The organism is Microbacterium sp. AB, from assembly GCF_032878875.1.
Taxonomy (GTDB): Bacteria; Actinomycetota; Actinomycetes; order Actinomycetales; family Microbacteriaceae; genus Microbacterium; species Microbacterium betulae.
Window position 1 is genome coordinate 261,607 of the sequence record NZ_CP118157.1, and the last position, 20,392, is coordinate 281,998.

16 protein-coding genes are annotated in these 20,392 nt (G+C 73.8%); 11 read left to right on the forward strand and 5 right to left on the reverse strand.

Annotated features, from left to right (window positions below):
- Nucleotides 1–61 precede the first annotated feature (61 nt).
- The 6 genes from N8K70_RS01240 to N8K70_RS01265 all read left to right on the forward strand — a co-directional run bounded on the left by N8K70_RS01240 (nucleotide 62) and on the right by N8K70_RS01265 (nucleotide 5,957).
- Nucleotides 62–889: an ABC transporter ATP-binding protein gene (locus N8K70_RS01240; protein ID WP_317139796.1), complete on the forward strand. Its 828-nt coding sequence runs from the start codon at nucleotides 62–64 to the stop codon at nucleotides 887–889.
- Nucleotides 886–1,644 carry an ABC transporter permease gene (locus tag N8K70_RS01245; protein WP_317139797.1) on the forward strand — a complete coding sequence of 253 codons (759 nt, stop codon included), beginning with the start codon at nucleotides 886–888 and terminating at the stop codon, nucleotides 1,642–1,644. The genes N8K70_RS01240 and N8K70_RS01245 overlap by 4 nt, the downstream gene beginning before the upstream one ends.
- Entirely contained in the window at nucleotides 1,641–2,396 is a 756-nt protein-coding gene (locus tag N8K70_RS01250) for an ABC transporter permease (RefSeq protein ID WP_317139798.1), read from the forward strand. The genes N8K70_RS01245 and N8K70_RS01250 overlap by 4 nt, the downstream gene beginning before the upstream one ends.
- A gap of 63 nt (nucleotides 2,397–2,459) precedes the next feature.
- Nucleotides 2,460–3,506: an ABC transporter substrate-binding protein gene (locus N8K70_RS01255; protein ID WP_317139799.1), complete on the forward strand. Its 1,047-nt coding sequence runs from the start codon at nucleotides 2,460–2,462 to the stop codon at nucleotides 3,504–3,506.
- A 31-nt stretch (nucleotides 3,507–3,537) separates the two neighbouring features.
- On the forward strand, nucleotides 3,538–4,572 hold the full coding sequence (gene add, locus N8K70_RS01260) for an adenosine deaminase (RefSeq protein WP_317139800.1): 1,035 nt from the start codon (nucleotides 3,538–3,540) through the stop codon (nucleotides 4,570–4,572).
- On the forward strand, nucleotides 4,569–5,957 hold the full coding sequence (locus N8K70_RS01265; protein ID WP_317139801.1) for an NtaA/DmoA family FMN-dependent monooxygenase: 1,389 nt from the start codon (nucleotides 4,569–4,571) through the stop codon (nucleotides 5,955–5,957). The genes add and N8K70_RS01265 overlap by 4 nt, the downstream gene beginning before the upstream one ends.
- A 27-nt stretch (nucleotides 5,958–5,984) precedes the next feature.
- Here the strand turns inward: N8K70_RS01265 and cydC are convergent, their stop codons facing one another.
- From cydC to N8K70_RS01280, 3 genes are read right to left on the reverse strand one after another with little or no spacing between them, the layout of a single operon-like run.
- On the reverse strand, nucleotides 5,985–9,575 hold the full coding sequence (cydC, locus tag N8K70_RS01270; RefSeq protein WP_317139802.1) for a thiol reductant ABC exporter subunit CydC: 3,591 nt from the start codon (nucleotides 9,573–9,575) through the stop codon (nucleotides 5,985–5,987).
- Nucleotides 9,572–10,609, reverse strand: coding sequence for a cytochrome d ubiquinol oxidase subunit II (gene cydB / locus N8K70_RS01275; RefSeq protein ID WP_317139803.1), 1,038 nt, complete (start codon nucleotides 10,607–10,609; stop codon nucleotides 9,572–9,574). Before cydB ends, cydC begins: the two co-directional genes overlap by 4 nt.
- A gap of 30 nt (nucleotides 10,610–10,639) precedes the next feature.
- Nucleotides 10,640–12,223: a cytochrome ubiquinol oxidase subunit I gene (locus tag N8K70_RS01280; protein ID WP_317139804.1), complete on the reverse strand. Its 1,584-nt coding sequence runs from the start codon at nucleotides 12,221–12,223 to the stop codon at nucleotides 10,640–10,642.
- Nucleotides 12,224–12,400: 177 nt separating this feature from the next.
- Here N8K70_RS01280 and N8K70_RS01285 point away from each other — a divergent pair, with 177 nt between their 5' ends.
- Entirely contained in the window at nucleotides 12,401–12,760 is a 360-nt protein-coding gene (locus N8K70_RS01285; RefSeq protein ID WP_317139805.1) for a BlaI/MecI/CopY family transcriptional regulator, read from the forward strand.
- Nucleotides 12,761–12,790: 30 nt separating this feature from the next.
- Nucleotides 12,791–13,600 (forward strand): M56 family metallopeptidase, encoded by an 810-nt coding sequence (locus N8K70_RS01290; RefSeq protein WP_317139806.1) that lies wholly within the window; start codon nucleotides 12,791–12,793, stop codon nucleotides 13,598–13,600.
- Nucleotides 13,601–13,777: 177 nt separating this feature from the next.
- Here the strand turns inward: N8K70_RS01290 and N8K70_RS01295 are convergent, their stop codons facing one another.
- Complete coding sequence (locus tag N8K70_RS01295) at nucleotides 13,778–14,779, reverse strand: LacI family DNA-binding transcriptional regulator (protein WP_317139807.1); 1,002 nt, start codon at nucleotides 14,777–14,779, stop codon at nucleotides 13,778–13,780.
- Nucleotides 14,780–14,884: 105 nt separating this feature from the next.
- Here N8K70_RS01295 and N8K70_RS01300 point away from each other — a divergent pair, with 105 nt between their 5' ends.
- Entirely contained in the window at nucleotides 14,885–17,104 is a 2,220-nt protein-coding gene (locus tag N8K70_RS01300) for a glycoside hydrolase family 3 C-terminal domain-containing protein (protein WP_317139808.1), read from the forward strand.
- A gap of 70 nt (nucleotides 17,105–17,174) precedes the next feature.
- On the opposite strand, the gene N8K70_RS01305 is transcribed toward N8K70_RS01300, so the two are convergent.
- On the reverse strand, nucleotides 17,175–18,350 hold the full coding sequence (locus N8K70_RS01305; RefSeq protein ID WP_317139809.1) for an ROK family protein: 1,176 nt from the start codon (nucleotides 18,348–18,350) through the stop codon (nucleotides 17,175–17,177).
- A 177-nt stretch (nucleotides 18,351–18,527) separates the two neighbouring features.
- Here N8K70_RS01305 and N8K70_RS01310 point away from each other — a divergent pair, with 177 nt between their 5' ends.
- Both N8K70_RS01310 and N8K70_RS01315 read left to right on the forward strand, forming a co-directional pair.
- Nucleotides 18,528–19,271: a sugar phosphate isomerase/epimerase family protein gene (locus N8K70_RS01310; RefSeq protein ID WP_317139810.1), complete on the forward strand. Its 744-nt coding sequence runs from the start codon at nucleotides 18,528–18,530 to the stop codon at nucleotides 19,269–19,271.
- Nucleotides 19,268–20,371: a Gfo/Idh/MocA family protein gene (locus tag N8K70_RS01315; protein ID WP_317139811.1), complete on the forward strand. Its 1,104-nt coding sequence runs from the start codon at nucleotides 19,268–19,270 to the stop codon at nucleotides 20,369–20,371. The genes N8K70_RS01310 and N8K70_RS01315 overlap by 4 nt, the downstream gene beginning before the upstream one ends.
- The last annotated feature ends 21 nt before the right edge of the window (nucleotides 20,372–20,392 follow it).

Below are 20,392 nucleotides of genomic sequence, written 5' to 3' on the forward strand. Positions count from 1 at the left end.
GGAGCAGCACGCGTCGCGGGAACGACACAGGCACGCCCTCCCCGGAACGGAGCCCGCCCCGATGACCTCTGCGCCCGCGCTCGCAGGTTCCCCCTCGGCCCCGCCCGGCGGGCCGGAGCCGCGCACGGCGGTCTCGGCCGCCGCCGCCGACAAGGTCTTCCCCCTCGGTCGCGGCAGGACGCTGCAGGCGCTCGCCGAGGTCGACATCGAGATCGCCGAGGGCGAGTTCGTCGCCATCATCGGTCCGTCGGGATGCGGCAAGTCGACCGTGCTGCGGCTCGCGGCGGGACTCGACGTCCCGACGAGCGGCAGCGTCGAGATCTTCGGCGACACCCCGCAGACGCTCGCCGCCCAGCATCGTCTGGGCGTCGCCTTCCAGGAGCATGCGCTCCTGCCCTGGGCCTCCGTCCGCGAGAACGTCGCCCTGCCGTACCGGGTGTCCGGGCGCACGGTCGACGACGCCCGCGTCGACGGGCTCATCGAGCTCGTCGGCCTGGGCGGCTTCGAGAAGGCGCGGCCCAGGCAGCTCTCCGGCGGCATGCGCCAGCGCGCGTCGATCGCCCGGGCGCTCGTGCTGAGCCCCGACCTCCTTCTCCTGGACGAGCCGTTCGGCGCGCTCGACGCTGTCACCCGGCGCAGGATGAACGCCGAGCTCGCGCGCATCTGGGCGGAGGAGCGCATCACGACGATCCTCGTCACGCACGACGTCGACGAGGCGCTCATCCTCGCCGACCGCGTCGTCGTCATGACGGGGCGCCCCGGACACGTCCGCACGACCGTCGAGGTCGCCTTCCCTCGTCCGCGCGGCACCGAGACGACGCGCAGCCCCGCGTTCCACGATCTCGTGGACGAGCTCACGAGCCTGCTCGACGCCGACGAGGGCGCGTGAACGGCGCGCCCCGCGCGTCGACGAGGGTCGCCTACGCGATCGCGGGCGGCCTCCTCCTCATCGTCCTCGCGCAGCTCGTCGGCGTGTTCGAGCTCGCAGGCAAGGCATGGCCGCCCCTCACCGACGTCGTCGCGTACGTCTCGACCCCGGCGGGCGCGAGCCTGCTCGGGCGCAACCTGCTCGTCACGGTCGTCGCGGCCGGGCAGGGGTTCGCCCTGGGCGTCGTCGTCGCCGTCCTCGGCGCGGCGCTCGCGCTCGTCGTCCCCGTGCTCCGGCCCGGCTTCGACAGGTTCGCCGCGATCCTCAACGCCGTGCCCACCATCGCGCTCGCCCCGCTCCTCATCACGACCGTCGGGCGCGAGAACACCCCCCTCGTGATCGCCGCGCTGAGCGTCGGCTTCGTCATGTTCGTCTCGATGACCTCGGGCCTCGCGAACGCCGGCGCCGCGCACCACGACCTCTTCACGGTGTTCGGGGCGAGCCGGCTGCGCAGGCTCGCCCGTCTCGAGCTGCCGCGTTCGGTGCCGGCGTTCTTCGACGGCCTCACCCTCGCCGCGCCCGCCGCCGTCCTGGGCGCGACGATCGGCGAGTGGTTCGGCGCCCCGATGGGGCTCGGCCTCCTCATCGTGAGCGCGATGCAGAACTACCAGATGGCGCTCCTGTGGGCGGCCGCGCTCGCCGCGACCCTGCTCTCGCTCGTCGCCTACGTGGTTCTCGTCCAGGTCCAGCGTCTCGCCGCGAGGAGGTTCGCATGAGCAGGCTCCGCGCCGTCGGGACCGGCATCCTGCATCTCTGGCCCGTCGCGCTGGTCCTCGTCGCCTGGGACCTGTGGGTCGTCCTCAACGGCTACACGTCGACCGTCGCACCGCGCCCGTGGGACGTCGTCTCCGACGTCGTCGTCGGCTTCGCCGACTACGCGCCGTCCGTCCTGTACACGCTCGGCATGTCGCTCGCAGGACTCGTCGGCGGAACGGCCATCGGGTTCGCCGGCGCGGTTCTCGTCTGGTGGTCGGCGGCGCTGTCCGGCATCGTCACGCCCGCCGCGCTCGTCGTCCGCTCCGTGCCGATCACGGCGTTGATCCCCATCATCGCGCGCGTCGTCGGCTACGGCGATCCGGCGGTGCTCGCCTCCACCGCCCTCATCTGCTTCTTCCCCGCGTTCGTGTTCACGCTCTCCGGCCTGGCCTCCGTCCCCGACGCGGGCCGCGACCTCTTCCGCGTGCTCGGAGCGAACAAGGCGCAGGTCCTCGGGCGGCTCGGCGTCCTCTACGCGCTGCCGAACCTCATGGTCTCGGTGCGGATCACGGCGCCCAGCGCCGTGCTCGCCGCGATGCTCGCCGAGTTCCTCATGGGCACGAACGGGCTCGGCGCGCTCTTCTCCACCTCGCGCAGCTACATGGACATGGAACGCGCCTGGGGGACGGCCCTCGTCGCGACCGTCGTCTCCGTGCTCGTGTTCGTCGGCGCCCGCTTCCTGGAACGCCGCGTGAACGACCGCGTCGCCTGACGCCCGCCCCCTCCCCGCCCGCGCAGCAGCACCGGCCCCGCCCCGCACACCAGAAGGAGCATCATGTCCCGCTTCCCCCCTCGCCGGGCGCGTCTCGGCGTCTCCGGAGCCGCCCTCGCGACCGCGCTGACGCTCGCCGGCTGCGCCGGCCCGACAGACGATGCCGGCGACGACGACCTCACGACCATCCGCGTCTCGCTCGGCTGGATCGCGAACGTCGAGTGGGCCGGCTTCTGGATCGCCGACGCCAACGGCTACTACGAGGAGGAGGGGCTCGACATCGAATGGATCGGCGGGGGCCCCAACGCGCCGAGCACGATGGCCTCCGTCGCGGCGGGGGACGCCGACCTCGGCATCGAGCCCGGGACCCAGTCGTGGCTCCAGTCGTTCGCCGACGGCAACGACTGGACCGCCATCGGCGCGCTGTTCCAGGAGAGCCCCGGCGCTCTCGTGTCGCTGGCGAGCGACCCCGTGCACACGGCGGAGGACCTCGTCGGGCAGACCGTGCTCGGGCAGGAGGGCACGCAGATCAACTACGACGCCGTGTTCGCGCTGGCGGGTCTCGAGCCCGACTACGCGTTCATCCCCGTCGGCTTCGACATCGCGCCGCTCGTGGAGGGCCAGGGGATCTCCTACACCGCGTACTCGACGAATCAGCCGATCATGCTCGAGGAGCAGTACGACATGTCGCCCGACGACTACGTCGTCACGATGTACTCCGAGCTCGGCATGCCGCTCTACGGCAACGTCGTCTTCGGCGACGCGTCGTACATCGAGGAGAACGGCGACGCGATGGAGGGCTTCCTGCGCGCCTCGATCCGCGGCTGGGAGGAGAACGGCGACGACCCGTCCGTCGGGGCGGGGCTCGCCGTGGACGAGTACGGCGCCGACCTCGGCCTCGATCTCACGCAGCAGACGCGCGAGAACGAGCTGCAGCAGCCGCTCGTCGTCGGCGAGTACGGCGACCCGCTGTTCTGGATGGACGCCGAGCTCATGACGGACGTCATGTACCCGGGGCTGGCGGCGGCCGGCTACACCGGCATCCCCGCGCCGGAGGAGTACCTCGACATGAGCTACCTCGAGGCGGCATACGCCGCCCTCGACGAGTGACGCATCCGCATCCCGCGAGAAGGAGGACCGCATGACCGTCGTCGCGTCCGGACGACAGCGCCCCGCCGCCGGCGCCCGCGACCTGAGAGCCCTCCCGAAGGGCCATCTGCACCTGCACCTCGAGGCCGGGATGCGTCCGGCCACGCTCACCGACATGTGCCGGAGGCTCGGCATCGAGCCGCCGCCGACGAGCGGCTTCACGGGCTTCACCGAGTTCGTGCGGTGCTACCGGGCGCTGCTCGCGGTGCTGCAGGCGCCGGAGCACCTCGAACGGCTCTTCCACGAGGTCTTCGAGGACCAGGCCGCCGACGGCGTCGTCTACGTCGAGCTGGCCGTGAGCCCCGCCCTCTACGCGGAGGCGTACGGCTCGACGCCCGCGGCGCTGGCGCGGATGGTCGCGTTCGCCGATGCGGCGTCGCGCGCCCACGGCGTCTCCCACGGCCTCATGGCGACCGTCGACCGCACGGCGGGCGCCGCACAGGCGGTCGAGGTCGCCCGCGCGGCGGCCGCGCTCGCCGGGGAGGGCGTCGTCGCGCTCGGGCTCGCGAACGACGAGCGCGGCTTCCCGTGCCGCGACTTCGCGGAGGCGTTCGCGATCGCGAGGGCCGCGGGGCTTCAGGCGACGCCGCACGCGGGCGAGCTCGCCGGCCCCGAGTCGGTGCGCGAGGCGATCGACGTCCTGCACGCCGACCGCGTGCTGCACGGCGTGCGGGCGATCGAGGACCCCGCCCTCGTCGCCGTGCTCGCGGAGCGCGGCATCCCGCTCGACGTCTGCCCGACGTCGAACGTGCTCCTCGACGTCGTCGACGCGATCGAGGACCATCCGCTGCCCCGCCTGCTCGCCGCGGGCGTGCGCTGCTCGATCAACGCGGACGACCCCCTCCTCTTCGGCCCGGGCATCCTCGCCGAGTACGAGACGTGTCGCACGGCCCTCGGGCTGAGCGACGTGCAGCTGGCGGCGTGCGCGTGGACCTCGATCGAGACGACGTCGGCGCCCGTCGAGGTGAAGGCCGCCGCGAGGGAACGGATGGACGCATGGATGGACGAGAAGGGGACGCAGGCATGAAGACGCTGCACTTCGGGGTGTTCGAGGTCATGGGGCCGCAGGTCGGCGGCACGTACAGCTGGCCGCACCCGCTGAGCGCGGGCATCGACTACCTCGACCCGGCGCACTGGATCCGGATGGCGCAGGTCGTCGAGGAGGCGGGGTTCGACTTCCTCTTCTTCGCCGGCGGCTACGGGTACCCCATCATCGGCGACGACGTCTCGCGCGTCTCGGTGGAGAAGGGGATCAACTTCTCGGGGCTGGACCCCGACTACATCATCCCCGTGCTCGCCCAGCACACCTCGACGCTCGGCTTCGTCGTCACGCAGTCGACGGGTCTCGACCATCCGGCCCAGCTGGCCCGCCGCCTCTCGACGCTCGACCACCTGACGGGCGGGCGCATCGGCTGGAACATCGTCACGGGCGCCTCGCAGAACGCCGTGGCCGAGGTGTTCGGCCACGAGCGGATGGTGCCCCACGACACCCGCTACGACATGGCCGCCGAGTACGTCGAGCTCGCGTCGCGCCTGTGGGAGGAGGCATGGGACGACGACGCGCTCGTCGCCGACCGCGCATCCGGCCTCTTCGCGCGTCGGGAGGGCGTGCACCGCATCGTCTACGAGGGGGAGCACTATCGCTCGCGCGGCTACTACGGCGCCCCGCCGTCGCCGCAGCGCACGCCCGTGCTCTTCCAGGCGGGGACCTCTCCGAAGGGGCGGGCCTTCGCCGCCGATCACGCCGAGTGCGTCTTCGTGCAGGGGACGACGCCCGCGCGCACGGCGGCGGCCGTCGCCGACATCCGCCGGCTGGCCGCGGAGCGGGGTCGCGACCCGGAGCGCCTCAAGCTCATGGCGGGCATGACCGTGTTCGTGGCGGAGACGGCGGACCGCGCCCGCGAGCTCGAGGCGGAGTTCGACGCGATGCAGACCGACGAGATCGTCGCCGCGCTCTACGCCGGGAACACGGGCATCGACCTGCTCTCGCTCGACCCCGACCGCACGCTCCAGCAGGTGCTCGACGCGGGCGGGCCCGTGGGCCAGATGGGCACGAGCAACATCGAGCGCTTCCTGGGCGAGGACGCGCCCACCGTGCGCGAGATCCTCGATCAGCTCCGCGGGCTCGGCACGCGCGGGTTCCGCGTCGTGGGCGACCCCGTCCGGGTCGCCGACCGGATCGAGGAGCTCGCCGCCGAGACCGACCTCGACGGCTTCCTCATCGAGCCCGTGTTCGAGCCGAACGACCTGCGGGCGTTCGGCGACCTCGTCATGCCGCTGCTGCGCGAGCGCGGGCGTCTCCGCGACGGCGAGCCGGGCCACACGCTGCGGTCACGTCTGACGGAAGGTCGCGGAGGCGACCGTCTCGGGAGCGCTCATCCCGTGCTGGGCCGTTCGGCGGCGACCGCCTGAGCGCAGGTGCGCGGCGCCCCGTGAGGCTCAGGCCGCGGGCAGCGCGACGACGACGTCGCCCGCCCGGCGGTCGTCCGCGCGATGCGAGACGAGGAGGACGACGCGGTCCTCTGTCGCCCCGCGGACATCCGTCATCATCGCCTCCGCCGTGGGCGCGTCGAGGTGCGCGGTCGGCTCGTCGAGGAGGATGACGTCCGCCCGCGTGAGCAGCGCGCGCGCCACCGCGAGGCGCTGACGCTCGCCGCCGGAGAGCGCGGACCCTCCCGCGCCGACGCGCGTCGCGAGGCCGTCGGGCAGGGATGCGAGCAGGGGCGCGAGGCCCGCGCGCACGAGCGCGTCGTGCAGATCGGCGTCGTCGGGCGCGTCGGCGTGCGTGCGAGCGAGCAGGAGGTTGCCGCGCAGCGTGGAGTCGAACACGTACGCGTCCTGCGGGCACCAGGCGACCCGCTCGCGCCACGCGGCGGCGTCGAGGCCGGTGAGCGGCGTGCCGTCGGCGCGGACGGCGCCGCGGAGGACGGGCAGGGCGCCCATGACGGCCGACAGCAGGGTCGACTTCCCGGAGCCGGACGGCCCCTCCAGGACGAGCCAGCGTCCCGTCTCCGCGATCCCGCCGACGTCGGACACGGCGGGACGGTCCGTGCCGGGGTACTGCACGGCCACGTGGTCGAGAGCGAGCTCGGAGACGGGGGAGGACGGCTGCGCGTCGCCCCACGTCGCCTGCGGGGTCGGCTGCAGGGCCGGCGCGAGACGCCGCAGCACGGCGCGCAGGGCGGGCACCCGGTGCGCGGCCGAGACGAGGCCCGTCAGCGGCTCGAGGAGCGCGAGCGCGAGGAGCGCGATGACCGACGTCCGCTCGGCGGGCAGATCGGGCGAGAGCAGCGGCACCGCGAAGGCGAGGACGGTCGTCGTCGCCGTGATGACCGCTGCGCCGAGCCCCGCGGCCCAGGCGCTGCGGCGCTCCGCGGCGGCGAGGCGATCGGCGGCGGCGTCGAGCTCCTCCAGGGCCGCCCCGGCGACGCCGTTGCCGCGGAGGTCCGCCGCCGAGGCGGCGAGCGAGGCCGTGCCGCGGACGATCGCGGAGCGGGCCGCGATGCGCGCCCGTCCCGCCCCGCGCTCGGCGGCGATCGCGAGCGCCGAGGCGAGCGCCGTCGCCGCGACGAGGGAGACGACGACGAGCAGGGCCAGGTGCGGCGCGACGAAGGCGGTCGTCACCCCGGCGCCCGCGATGACGACGACGCCGACCGCGATCGGCGGCAGCACGCGGGGGAGCTGATCGCGTAGCTCGTCGGCGAGCGTCACGAGGTAGTCGAGCGGGGCGCCGCCCTCGAGCAGCCGCCGCGACCCCGCTCCGCGCGACGCGATCGCGCGCCACAGGCGCAGGCGCAGGTCGTCGACGACGCGGAAGGCCGCCTCGTGCGTCACGAGCCGCTCCGCGTAGCGACCGACCGACCGACCGATGCCGAACGCGCGCACGCCCACGATCGCGACGAGGAGGTACATGATGTACTCCTCGACGCTCGCGCGCACGATGAGCCATCCCGACAGGGCCGTGAGCGCGAGGCCCAGGCTCGTCGCGACGGCGCCGAGCGCGATCGCGCCGATCCACGTCCACAGATGCGGTCGGATGAGCGAGCCGAGGGAGAGGGGCCTGCCCGGTCGCGTGGCGCGCACGTGCTCCGCTGCGGGCGGGATGCCGTCCGGAGGGGAGGCCGCCGCGTTCGCGGTCGTCGCACCCTCGTCCGCCGTGCCGTCGTGCGTCGTGCCGTCGTGCGTCGTGCCGTCGTGCCGCAGGCCGGCGGACGAGCGGGGGAGGGCCGGATGCCGGGCCGCGTCGGGCGCGTGCGGGGACCCTGCCGGACGCCCCGAGCCCACGGAGAGCTCCGACGTCGCGAGGGCGAGGGTCTCGGGCTCATGGCTCGCGAGGACGACGACGGCGTTCTCGGCGCGGCGCCGGATCGCGGCGCGCACGCGCTCGGCGGAGACGCGGTCGAGATGGGCCGTGGGCTCGTCGAGCACGAGCAGCCGGGCGCCGGCGTCCGCCCGCGCGAGGGCGCGGGCCACGGCGAGGCGTCGCTGCTCGCCGGGGCTCAGCTCCGGGACGGCGGCGTCGGCGACGTGCGCCAGGCCGAGCTCCGAGAGGCCGGCGAGGGGGTCCGCGGCGCCGTAGAGGGCGAGCTCCTCGCGCGGCGAGCCGCGGAAGCCGCGCGGCGCCTGCGGGGCCCAGCCCACGCCGTCCGCATCGACCCCGTGGATCGCCCCGGTCACCTGGGCGTCCGCGGGGAGCGTGCCGGTGAGGGCGGCGAGCAGTGTCGACTTGCCGGCGCCGCTCGGCCCCGACACCGACACGATGCCGGACAGCGTCGCCGTGACGCCGTCGAGCACGGCGGCGCCGCGGCCGGCGTAGCGCACGCCGAGCCCCTCGAGGCGGACGGCGGCGTCCGCCTTCTCCGCGAGGAGGACATTCCTGCCGGAGGAGGAGGGATCCGCCGCGTCCGTCCTCCTGCCGCCGTCTTCTCCTGCGTGCGGGGACGCCGCGACCGCGGAGACCTCTCCTCCCGCCGGCGAGAGGCCGGCCGCCGTGGGCGAGGGGCCGGCTCCCGCCGCCGTGCGGACGTCGCGGCCGGTCGCGCGGGCGAGCAGGGCCTTCGCGCGGTCGAGCGCCGCGAGGCCGTCCTGCGAGGCGTGGAACGCCGTGCCGACCTCGCGCAGCGCCGTGTAGCACTCGGGCGCGAGGATGAGGGCGAGGAGGGCGGGCTCGAGCTCGATCGTGCCGTTGAGGAGGCGCAGGCCGAGGAAAACCGCGACGACGGCGACGGAGATCGTCGCGATCAGCTCGAGCGCGAGCGCCGAGAGGAACGCCCAGCGCAGGGTCTCCTGCGTGCGCGTGCGATAGGCGCGCTGGATGTCGTCGAGCGCGCGGGTCTGCTGCTCGACGCGGCCGAGGCCGACGAGCACGGGGAGGCCGCGCGCGAGCTCGGACAGATGATCGGCGAGCCGGGAGAGCGCGGACAGCGCCTCGTCGGTGCGCTGCTGCGTGTGCCGGCCGATGAGCACCATGAACAGCGGCACGAGCGGCACGGTGAGCACGATGACGAGGGCGCTGAGCCAGTCGGCGCCGAGGACCCGGACGCCCACGAGGAGCGGCACGACGGCGGCGCCGATCATCGAGGGGAGGGACTGCGTGAAGTAGTCGTCCAGGTCGTCGAGGCCGTCGGAGGCGAGCACCGCCGTCGCGCCCCCGTCGACGTCGCCTCCCGCGATGCGGCGCCACAGGCGGCCGCGCAGGTCGCGCTTCACCCCCGTCGCGATGCGGCGGGCGAGGACGGACGACCCCCATTCGGCGCCCGTGCGCAGCAGGGCGCCCGCCAGGCCCAGGACGACGATGAGCCGGGTCGCCTCCGCGTCGATGCCGCCGGCGTTCAGACCGGCGATGCCGCGCGCGATCGCCTCGGCGACGAGCACGAGGCCGAGCGCGCGGAGCGCGGCCAGCACCCCCAGCCCGAACAGCTGCGGCTTCGGGACGGGACCGAAGGACGGGGGCTGGAAGCCCGGGTCCTTCGCCGTGCGCTCCGCCTCGATGACCCAGGGGTCGATGCCCGGGGCCTCCGCGCGCGTCACTTCTCGCGCAGGACGGCGGGGAGCACGACGTGCGCGTCGGGGATCATGCCGGGCGTCACGCGCTGGCGGAAGATCCAGTAGCTCCACGCCTGGTACGCGAGGATGACGGGGAGTGCGACGCACACGACGACGGTCATGACTCCCAGTGTGTACGAACCGCTCGACGCGTTCCAGACGGTGAGGTCGAAGGCGGGGTCGATCGTCGACGGCAGCACGTTCGGGAACATCGCGGCGAAGATCGCCGCGACGCCGAAGAGCCCGAAGCCGGCGTACCCCGTGAAGGCGAAGCCCTCCCGGCGACGGCGGGCGTTCGTCCAGCCGAAGGCCGCGGCGACGACCGCGAGGACGACGAACGCCCACGACAGCAGGGAGCCCCCCTGCTGGAACTGCACCCACAGGGCCCAGATCGCAGCCGGCGCGAGGCACAGGGGAGCCCAGGTCGCGGCGAACCGGCCGGCGCTCTCCCGGACGGGCCCGTCCGCCTTCAGCGCCAGGAACGTCGCGGAGTGGGCGAGGGCGTACCCCACCACGGCGAGGCCGCCGAGGACCGCCATGGGCGTGAGCCACACGAAGGGCCCGCCGACGCGGTCGCCGTTCTCGTTCAGGGGCAGCCCGGTCGAGGTGAGCGCGAGCGCCGCGCCGATGCAGAACGCGACGACGGCCGATCCGAGTCCGATCGCGTACGTCCAGAAGGCCGCCCACCGCGGGGAGGCGACCTTCCCGCGGTACTCGATGCCGACCGCCCGCATGATGAGCCCGATCAGGGTGATCGTGAGCGGGATGTAGAGCGTGGAGAAGAGCGACGCGTACCAGAGGGGGAACGCGGCGAAGATCCCCGCGCCCGCCGTGATGAGCCACACCTCGTTGCCGTCCCACACGGGGCCGATCGTGTTGAGCATGACCCGGCGGTCGTTGTCGCTCCGGGTGCGGAAGACCATGTGCATGCCGACGCCGAGATCGAAGCCCTCGAGCAGCAGGTAGCCGATCCAGAGCGCGGCGATCACGATGAACCAGACGATGGGGAGCGGTTCCATGAGAGTTCCTCTGCAGTCTGCGGATCGGGATCAGTAGGCGAAGGCGAGCACGTCGTCCCGCCTGCCCTGGTCGTCCGGGCCGTCGTCGTCCTCGTGGGCGTGCGACAGCTCCGGCATCGCGCTCGCGACCCCGCCGCGCACGTACTTCACGAGGAGGTACAGCTCGACGACGAGGAGCACCCCGTAGACGGCGGCCAGCGAGATCACGGAGAAGAGCAGCTCGCCGGCCGTCACCCCCGGAGAGACCGCCGCGGCGGTGAACATGAACACGCCGTCCACGCCGGTCGCATCGGGGTTCGGCGCGACGACGAAGGGCTGGCGCCCCATCTCGGTGAAGATCCATCCGGCGATGTTCGCCGCGAAGGGCGCGACGATCCCGAGGATGGCGAGGCGCATGATCCCCTTCGAGCGCGGGACGGTCCCCTTGCGCGTGAGCCAGAGCGCGATGACGGCGGCCGCCGCGACGATGCCGCCGAGCCCGATCATGAGGCGGAAGCCCCAGTAGGTCACCCACATGACGGGCACGTACTCGACCTCGCTGCCCGCACGGTCGCCGTAGAGCGCGTCGTCGGGGATGGTCTCGCCGTACTGGTTCACGTACTCCGGCTCGAGGTCGTTGATGCCGGGCATCTCGGCGCCCCAGTCGCCCGTGCCGAGGAAGCCGAGGAGGCCGGGGATCTCGACGAGCGTGATGACGTCGTCGCAGTCGCGGGAGCCGGGGTCGCCGAGCGAGAGCAGGGAGAACGCCGAGCCGGTGTGGCATGCGGCCTCGGCCGCCGCCATCTTCATGGGCTGCTGCTCGTACATGAGCTTGCCCTGGACGTCTCCGGTGACGACCGTGCCGGCGAACCCGAGGATCGCGACGACGGCGCCGAACCGGAGCGACCACAGCCACACGCCGTGGTCCTTCTCGTCCCGTCCGACGGCGGTGCTCGACCCGCCGACGACGACGTGACCGGTGTCGTCCACCGTGTCGATCCCGTCGTGCCGGCGCCGCCACAGGTGGTACCAGGCGATGCCGAGCAGGAACATGCCCGCCACGACGAGCGCGCCGAAGAGCGTGTGCGTGAACGCGGCGATCGCGGTGTTGTTCGTGAGCACGGCCCAGATGTCGGTCATGACGGGCCGTCCGTCGTCGCCGAGCTCGACGCCGACCGGGTGCTGCATCCAGGAGTTCGCGACGATGATGAAGTACGCCGACAGCCACGAGCCGATCACGGCGCACCACAGCGCCATGAGGTGCAGCCCCTTGCGGAGGCGCCCCCATCCGAAGATCCAGATGCCGAGGAAGGTCGACTCGGCGAAGAACGCGAGCAGCCCCTCGAGGGCCAGCGGGGCGCCGAACACGTCGCCGACGAAGCGCGAGTACTCGCTCCAGGCCATGCCGAACTGGAACTCCTGCACGAGGCCCGTCGCCACGCCCAGGATGAAGTTGATGAGGTAGAGCTTCCCCCAGAACTTCGTCATCCGCAGGAACTTCTCGTCGCCCGTGCGGACCCATGCCGTCTGCATGATGGCGACCATCATGCCGAGGCCGATCGTGAGCGGCACCATGAGGTAGTGATAGACGGTCGTGATGCCGAACTGCCACCGCGCGATGTCGAGGACGTCCACTCGAGTTCTCCTTCGGGACCTCATCGGCCCGGCCGATGATCCGGGCCAGGGTAATTCTACGACCTGTAGAACTACTTCGACACAGCATAGAAGAAATTCGACCGGGGGTAGAATTAGCGGGAAGGACGACCCGGACGGATGGTGCGGGTCGTGGACACAGGTTCCGAGGAGGTGCGCATGGGGACGCTCGGCGAACTCGAACGTGCCGTCATGGACGCGGTGTGGGACGCCCGCGTGCCGATGACCGCCTACGACGTGCAGGAGCAGCTCGCGCGGCTCGAGGGACGAGACCTCGCCGCGACGACGCTCCTGACCGTGCTCTCGCGGCTCGAGAAGAAGGGGTTCGTGGCCTCCGACCGCTCGGTGAGGCCGCATCGCTACACGGCCGTCGCGTCGCGCGCCGACCATGTCGCCGAGCTCATGCACGAGGTGCTGGGCGAGTCGACCGACCGGATGGCGGTGCTCGAGCGCTTCGTCGGCGGCGTCTCGGCGGAGGACGCCGCCGTGCTGCGCAAGCTGCTGCGCGGCGCCGCCTGATGCCGCGCGGCGTCGTCTGAGCGAGTCGTCGTGATCGCCGTCGCGCCCGACCCGGCCCTCGAGGGAGCGCTCGTCATCCCGCACGACGCCGTCGTGGCGGGAGCGGTCGTCCTCGGCCTCGTCGCCGTCGCGCTCGCCTGGCCCGTCCCCGTCGTCCTGTCGCGGGCGGCCTGGCCCATGCGCACGCCCGTCCTCGCGCTCCTGCTGTGGCAGGCGATCGGGCTCGGCGGAGGGCTGTCGATGATCGTCGGCCTCGCCCTCGGAGGCCTCGCCGTCGCCCCGGCGCACCATCTCGGCGCGCTGATCCCCGCGTTCGCGTTCGCCGCGTACCTGCTCGCGCACCTCGCCGTCACGGTCGTGCAGGTCGTCCGACAGCGCCGGCGCCATCTCTCCCTGCTCGACATGCTCACCTCGCCGCACCCGACGCGGGCGCGGACGCGCGTGCTCGACGACGCCGTGCCCGTGGCGTACTGCCTGCCGAGGGGTGCGGGGTCGGTGACCGTGCTCTCGCAGGGACTCCTCGACCGGCTCGACGCGGACGAGCTCGTCGCGGTCATCGCACACGAGCGGGCGCACGTCGAGCAGCGGCACGATCTGCTGCTGCTCGCGTTCCGCGCCTGGCGCTCCGCGCTGCCGTGGTTCCCGATCGCCGCGCGGGCGGAGGCCGAGGTCGCCGCGCTCGTCGAGATGCTCGCCGACGACCACGCGCGCCGAGAGGTGCGCGACGAGGTGCTCGCGAGGGCGATCCTCTCCGTCGGCGCGAGCGGGGTGTCGGGCGCCGAGGTCGCGGTGTCGGGCTCGACGCGCGTGAGCGACCGCTTCCGGCGCCTCGCGCGGTAGGCATCCGTCGCCCCGTCCGCCGGGGCCGCCCGGTCTGCGGAACGCCGGTGCGCAAGTCGTCCCGCGCACACCAGCCCCACGCATCCGCGGACCGGCCCCGAATCGAGTGGCCCGGTCGGGCCGGGAGGACGGCGACCTCGCCCGCGAGCACGGCGTCGATCTGGCGGGGGGACGGCCTCAGGCCGATGCGCGGACGACGACGCGCGGCGGCGACGTCGTCAGGAGGGGGCGCGCGCCCGAGAGCACGTCCTCGACGTCGGCCGGGTCGACCCGGGGGGCGGCGCCGTCGCTCTGCGAGACCGACGTGAGCTGCGGATGCGTGCGGCGCGCGACGGGGAGGTCGTCGACGCCCATGACGGCCAGCTCCTCCGGCACGGCGATGCCGGCCCGCTGCGCCGCCCCCAGCACGCCGACGGCGACGTCGTCGTTGTAGGCCGCGACCGCGGTGACGCCGTCGGCGCACGCCCGCCGGAGGAGGGAGGCGACCTCCTCCTGCGCCGTGAGCGCGATCGGGACGAGCTCGACGCCGTGCGCCCGGGCCGCCCCGCGGGCCCCGTGTAGCCGCAGCTCCGAGAGCGCGGCGAGCTCGGGCTCCGACGGCGCCGCGTAGGCGACGCGGGTGTGCCCGCGCCGTGCCAGGTAGTCGATCTGGGCGGCGGCGGGATCGGCGATGCGGCGATGCGCGGCGCCGCCGTCCTGCTCGGGCGCGACGACGCGCCCGACGCCCGCCTCGCGCAGCCGTCGCACGACCTCCGCGGAGAGGCCGCCCAGCGCGACGACGACGACCGGCTGCAGCCGCTGCGCGAGCGTCACGAGCACGTCGTCGGCGCTGTCCGAGCCCGTGTGCTGGTTGACGACGGGCACGTAGCCGCGGTCGACGAGCGCGCGGGAGAGCGTGCGCGTGGTCGAGGCGATGAGCTCCCCGTGCGGGATGGTGCTGCTGTCGATCACGACGATGCCCGTGCTCCCGCTCGCGAGCGCGCGGGCGTGCACGCTCGGCACGTATCCGAGATCGGAGGCCGCCTGGAGCACGCGTCTGCGCGTGGGCTCGGGGATGGTCTGGCCGGGCGTGGCGTTGAGGACGTAGCTCACGGTCGCGCGCGACACTCCGCTCGCGGCGGCGACGTCGGCTGCCGTCGCGCGGCCCGGCCGCGTGCTGCGAGAGTCGGCGGAGGCCATGTGCGTCCTTGCGATCGATGTGGGTTCTGGGTACATTCAACACCACACTGAAGCGCGTAAGTGACCCCGCCGACGTCGGCGGTCCGCGCGAGAGAAAGGCCTCCGATGCATCCTGCCGTCTCCCGTCTCACCCTCGACGAGAAGCTCTCGCTCCTGACGGGCGACACGTTCTGGTCGACCCGCTCCGTCGAGCACGCGGGCGTCGACGGCGCCCTGCTGACGGACGGGCCGCACGGCGTGCGCCTGCAGAGCGGCTCGGCGGACCACCTCGGGCTCAACGAGAGCGAGCCGGCGACCGCGTTCCCGACGGCGGCGGCGACCGGCTCCACGTGGGACCCGGAGCTCCTCGAGGAGATGGGACGCGCGCTGGGCCGCGAGAGCCGCGCGCTGGGCGTCGACGTCCTCCTCGGCCCCGGCGTGAACATCAAGCGCTCGCCGCTGTGCGGACGCAACTTCGAGTACTTCTCCGAGGACCCGCTGCTCGCGGGATCGCTCGGCGCGGGATGGGTGCGCGGCATCCAGTCGCAGGGCGTGGGGGCCTCGCTCAAGCACTTCGCCGCCAACAACCAGGAGACCGAGCGGATGCGCGTGAGCGCCGAGGTCGACGAGCGCACGCTGCGCGAGATCTACCTCCCCGCGTTCGAGCGCGCGGTGACCGACGCGCAGCCCGCGACGGTCATGTGCTCGTACAACCGCATCAACGGCGTCTACGCATCCCAGAACCGCTGGCTGCTCACCGACGTCCTGCGCGACGAGTGGGGCTACGAGGGCTACGTCGTCTCCGACTGGGGCGCCGTCGTCGACCCGCCGGCGGCCGTGGCGGCCGGCCTCGACCTCACCATGCCCGCCGCGGGCGAACGCCATGCGCAGGACGTCCGCGCGGCGCTCGAGGCCGGCGAGCTCGACGAGACCGCCGTCGACCTCGCCGTCTCGCGCATCCTCACCGTGCACGACCGTCTGCGGGAGGGGCGCGGCGAGACGGAGGCCGTCGACGTCGACGCGCACCACGCCCTCGCCCGCCGCATCGCGGCCGAGAGCTCGGTCCTGCTGGCGAACGACGGCGGTCTCCTTCCGCTCGCCGCCGACGCCTCGATCGCCGTCGTCGGCGAGTTCGCCCGCACGCCCCGCTACCAGGGCGCCGGCAGCTCGCACATCAACCCCACGCGCCTCGACACGGCGCTCGACGCCGTCCGCGCGGCGGCGTCGGCCGAGGTGCCCTTCGCCGCGGGCTTCCGCCTGGACGGGCGCGAGGACGCCGCCCTCGTCGACGAGGCGGTCGCCGCCGCCCGCGCCGCCGCCGTCGTCGTGCTGTTCCTCGGCCTCCCCGACGAGGAGGAGTCGGAGGGCTTCGACCGCACGCACATCGATCTGCCCGCCGTGCAGCGGTCGCTCCTCGACGCCGTCCTCGCCGTGAACGAGCGGGTCGTCGTGGTGCTGAGCAACGGCTCCGTCGTCTCGCTCGACGGCATCGCCGGCCGCGTGCCCGCCATCCTCGAGACGTGGCTCGGCGGCCAGGCGTCCGGATCCGCCGTCGCCGACGTGCTCTTCGGCGCGGCGGAGCCCGGCGGCCGCCTCGCCGAGACCATCCCGCTGCGCCTCGCCGACAACCCGGCGCACGTGAACTTCCCCGGCACGCCGAAGGAGGTCGTCTACGGCGAGCGCGTCTACGTCGGCTACCGCTGGTACGACCGCACCGAGCGCGAGGTCGCCTTCCCGTTCGGGTTCGGCCTCGGCTACACGACCTTCGCGCTGAGCGATCTGGCCGTCTCCGTCCCCGATCCCGCGCGGGCGCACGCCGTCGTCGAGATCACGGCGACGAACACGGGCGACCGCGCCGGGTCGGAGGTCGTGCAGGTCTACGTCGGCGATCCGGAGGCCTCCGTCGACCGTCCCGTGCGCGAGCTGCGGGCGTTCCGCAAGGTGCGCCTCGCCGCGGGCGAGTCCGCGCGCGTGCGCCTCGAGCTCGACGAGCGCGCCTTCGCGTTCTGGGGTGGGAGCGGATGGACCGTGGAGCCCGGCGCGTTCGCGATCGAGGTCGGCACCTCGTCGCGCGACATCGCCGCATCGGCCGGCATCGCGCTCGACGTGCCCGCTCCCGTCTTCCCGCTCGACGTCGGCTCGACGGTGGGCGACTGGAGGCGCCACCCCGTCGGCGCCGCCATGCTCGACGACGCCATCGCCGAGGCGGGCGGCCAGGCCGCGGCGATCGTCGCCGACGAGGAGATGGCGCGCATGCTCGAGTCCATGCCGCTGCGCACGCTCCTCGGCTTCGGCGGCGAGATCGACGGCACGGCGGCCGTGGAGGATCTCCTGGCGAAGGTCTGACCTCCTGTGAGCCGGAAGGCCCGCGCTCCGGGGACGGAGCGCGGGCCTTCCGGCGTCGGAGCGCGCGGGATCAGCCCTGCGCGGCGAGGCGGCGGTCGACCGCCGCCGGGGAGAGCGCGGCCTGGAGAGCCATGGTCGCGGCCCCGCGGACGCCGGCCGTCACCCCGCCGCGCGAGGGCTCGATGCGCAGATGCTGCGTGGCCAGCGGGATGGAGCGCCGGTAGACGACCTCGCGGGCCCCGGCGATGAGGTGGTCGGCGACGCGGCCGAGGCTGCCGCCGATGACGATCATGGAGGGGTTCATGAGGTTCACGACGATCGCGAGCGCTTCGCCGAGGACGCGGCCGGCCTCGCGCGTCAGGGTGATCGCGTCGGCGTCGCCCGCCTGGATCAGCCGCACGACGTCGGCGTTGGAGTGCGCGGGGGTGCCGCGCTCGCGCAGGGCCGCGGCGACGGCGGTGCCGCTCGCGACGGCCTCGAGGTCGCGCTCGTCGCCCGGTGCGACGAGGGGCGACTCGGGAAGGCGCACGTGGATGTGGCCGAGGTCGCCCGCCGAGCCCAGCGCGCCGCGCTGGAGGAGGCCGCCGGAGATGATCCCGGCGCCGATCCCCGTCGCGACCTTCACGTAGACGAGGTCGTCGACCGCGCCCCCGCGCAGGGCGTGCTCGCCGATGGCGAGGATGTTCACGTCGTTGTCGACCTGGACCTCGCCGTCGAGCTCCTCGCGCACCGCGCCGGGGATGTCGAAGCCGTCCCAGCCCGGCATGATGGGCGGGTTGACGGGCCGCCCGGTGGAGTGCTCCACGGGGCCGGGGACGCCGACCCCGACGCCGAAGAGCTCGGCCCGGGAGTCGCGGAGCAGCTCGCGCGCCTGGTCGAGGGCGAGGCGGAGGCACGTCTCCGGCCCCTCGGCGATGTCGAGCTCGCGCGACACCGTCGCGATGGGCTCCCCCGAGAGATCGGCGAGGCCGATGGTCGCGTGGCGCGCGCCGAAGTCGAGCGCGAGCGTCGCGCCGGCGTGCGCGTCGAACCGGACGACCTGAGGAGGCCGGCCGCCCGTGGAGCTCGCCGCCCCCGCGGGGACGAGCAGTCCCGCGGCCAGGAGCGCGTCGACGCGCGCGGCGACGGCGGCGCGGCCGAGGCCGGTGTCGGCGACGAGATCGCCGCGGGTGCGGGCGACGCCGTCGCGGAGACGCTGGAACAGCGCTCCCGCGGTGAGGGCGTTCGCGTGATCCGTCGTCGTCATCCGTCACAGTCTGCCGCACAGACGCGCTTTCGCAGGGGCGGAAGCGGGATTTGTCGATCGTGATCAATCTTTTACTTGCCCGACCGCGAAAGCTTCGCTAGCTTCGGAGAAGGCCGCATATATGCGGCAGCACAGATGCCTCCCCGTGACGACTTCGACGACGAAAGCAGGAACGGCATGACCGAGACGTCCCCCCTCTCGATCCAGCTCTACACCGTGCGCGACGCCCTCGCGGCGGACCTCCCCGGCACCCTCCGGCGCCTGGCGGACACCGGCTTCCGGCAGGTGGAGCCGTGGGGCTTCGCGGCACGCGCGGGCGCGTACGACGAGGGCCTCCGCGCGGCGGCGCTCGCGGCGCCCAGCGGGCACGCTCCGCTCGTGGGGGCGGACCTCGACGCGACCTTCGACGCGGCGGCCCGGCTCGGGATCGGCACCGTGATCGACCCGCACATCCCCGAGGAGCGGTGGGCCGATCGCGAGGGCGTGGCGGCGATCGCCGCCGAGCTCGGAGCGGCCGCCGAACGGGCGGCCGATCGCGGCCTCCGCGTCGGCTACCACAACCACGCCTTCGAGCTCGAGCGTCGCATCGGGGGCGTGGCCGCGCTGGAGGTCCTCGCCGACGCCCTTCCCGAGCGGGTCGTGCTCGAGGTCGACACGTACTGGGCGGAGGTCGGCGGCGAGCCGGCGCCCGCACTGCTCCGCCGCCTCGGCGAGCGCGTCGCGTTCCTGCACGTCAAGGACGGCCCCCGGACGAAGGACGACAGGGAGCAGGTCGCCGTCGGACGAGGCGACCTGCCGATCGCGGAGATCCTCGCCGCGGCGCCGGACGCCCTCCCGGTCGTCGAGCTCGACGACTTCGACGGGGACGTGTTCGGGGCCGTGGCCGACAGCCTCCGCTTCCTCCAGGGGCTGAGCGCATGACCGGGTCGGGGCGCGTGGGCGTCGGCATCGTGGGCGCGGGGACGATCAGCGACCAGTACCTGGAGAACCTCACGGCCTTCGGCGATCTCGACGTGCGGTTCGTGGCGGACGTCGACACCGCGCGCGCGGCGTCCCAGGCCGGCAAGTGGGGAGTGCCCGCGACGGGCTCGTACGACGAGCTGCTGGCCGACGACGGGATCGAGATCGTCGTCAACCTGACGATCCCGGCCGCGCACGTGGAGGTCGCGCTGCGCGCCGTGCAGGCGGGCAGGCACGTCTGGGGCGAGAAGCCCTACGCCCTCGACCGGACGAGCGCGCGCAGGCTGGCCGCGGCGGCCCGGCGACGCGGCGTGCGCGTCGCCGTCGCCCCCGACACCTTCCTCGGAGCGGGCCTGCAGACGGCGCTGCGCGCCGTCCGGGAAGGCGAGATCGGGGAGCCGCTGACGGCGCTCACGCTCTTCCAGATCCCCGGGCCCGAGTCGTGGCATCCGAGCCCCGAGTTCCTCTACGCGAAGGGCGGGGGACCGCTGTTCGACGTCGGGCCCTACTACCTCACGGCGCTCGTGCAGGTGCTCGGCGCGGTGAGCCGCGTCTCCGCGGCGTCCTCGCGGGCCCGTCGCAGCCGCGTGATCGGGAGCGGGCCGAAGGCGGGCACGCCGTTCCCCGTCGAGGTCCCGACGCACGTGGGCGCGCTCATCGAGTTCGCCGGCGGCGGCAGCGCGCAGAGCATCTTCAGCTTCGACTCCCCGCTGCGTCGCGCGGGCCTCGTCGAGTTCGCCGGCACGCGGGGGACGGTCGTCTTCCCCGATCCCAACGAGTTCGACGGCGACACCGTGGTGTGGGGCGCCGACGGCGAGTCGCGCACCATCCCCGCGAACGGATCCCGGTACACCCGCGGGACCGGCGTGCTCGAGCTGGCCCGGGCCATCCGCGCGGATCGCGCCGAGCGCGTTCCCGGCGCCCTCGCCCTGCACGTGCTCGACGTCATGACGTCGATCGTCGAGTCGGCCGACCTCGGCAGACCCGTCGAGGTCGCCAGTCGTGCCGATCCGTCCCCGCTCCTCGAGCCCGGATGGGATCCGGCGAGCAGCACCCTCTGACCTTCGCCCCTCACGGGACGA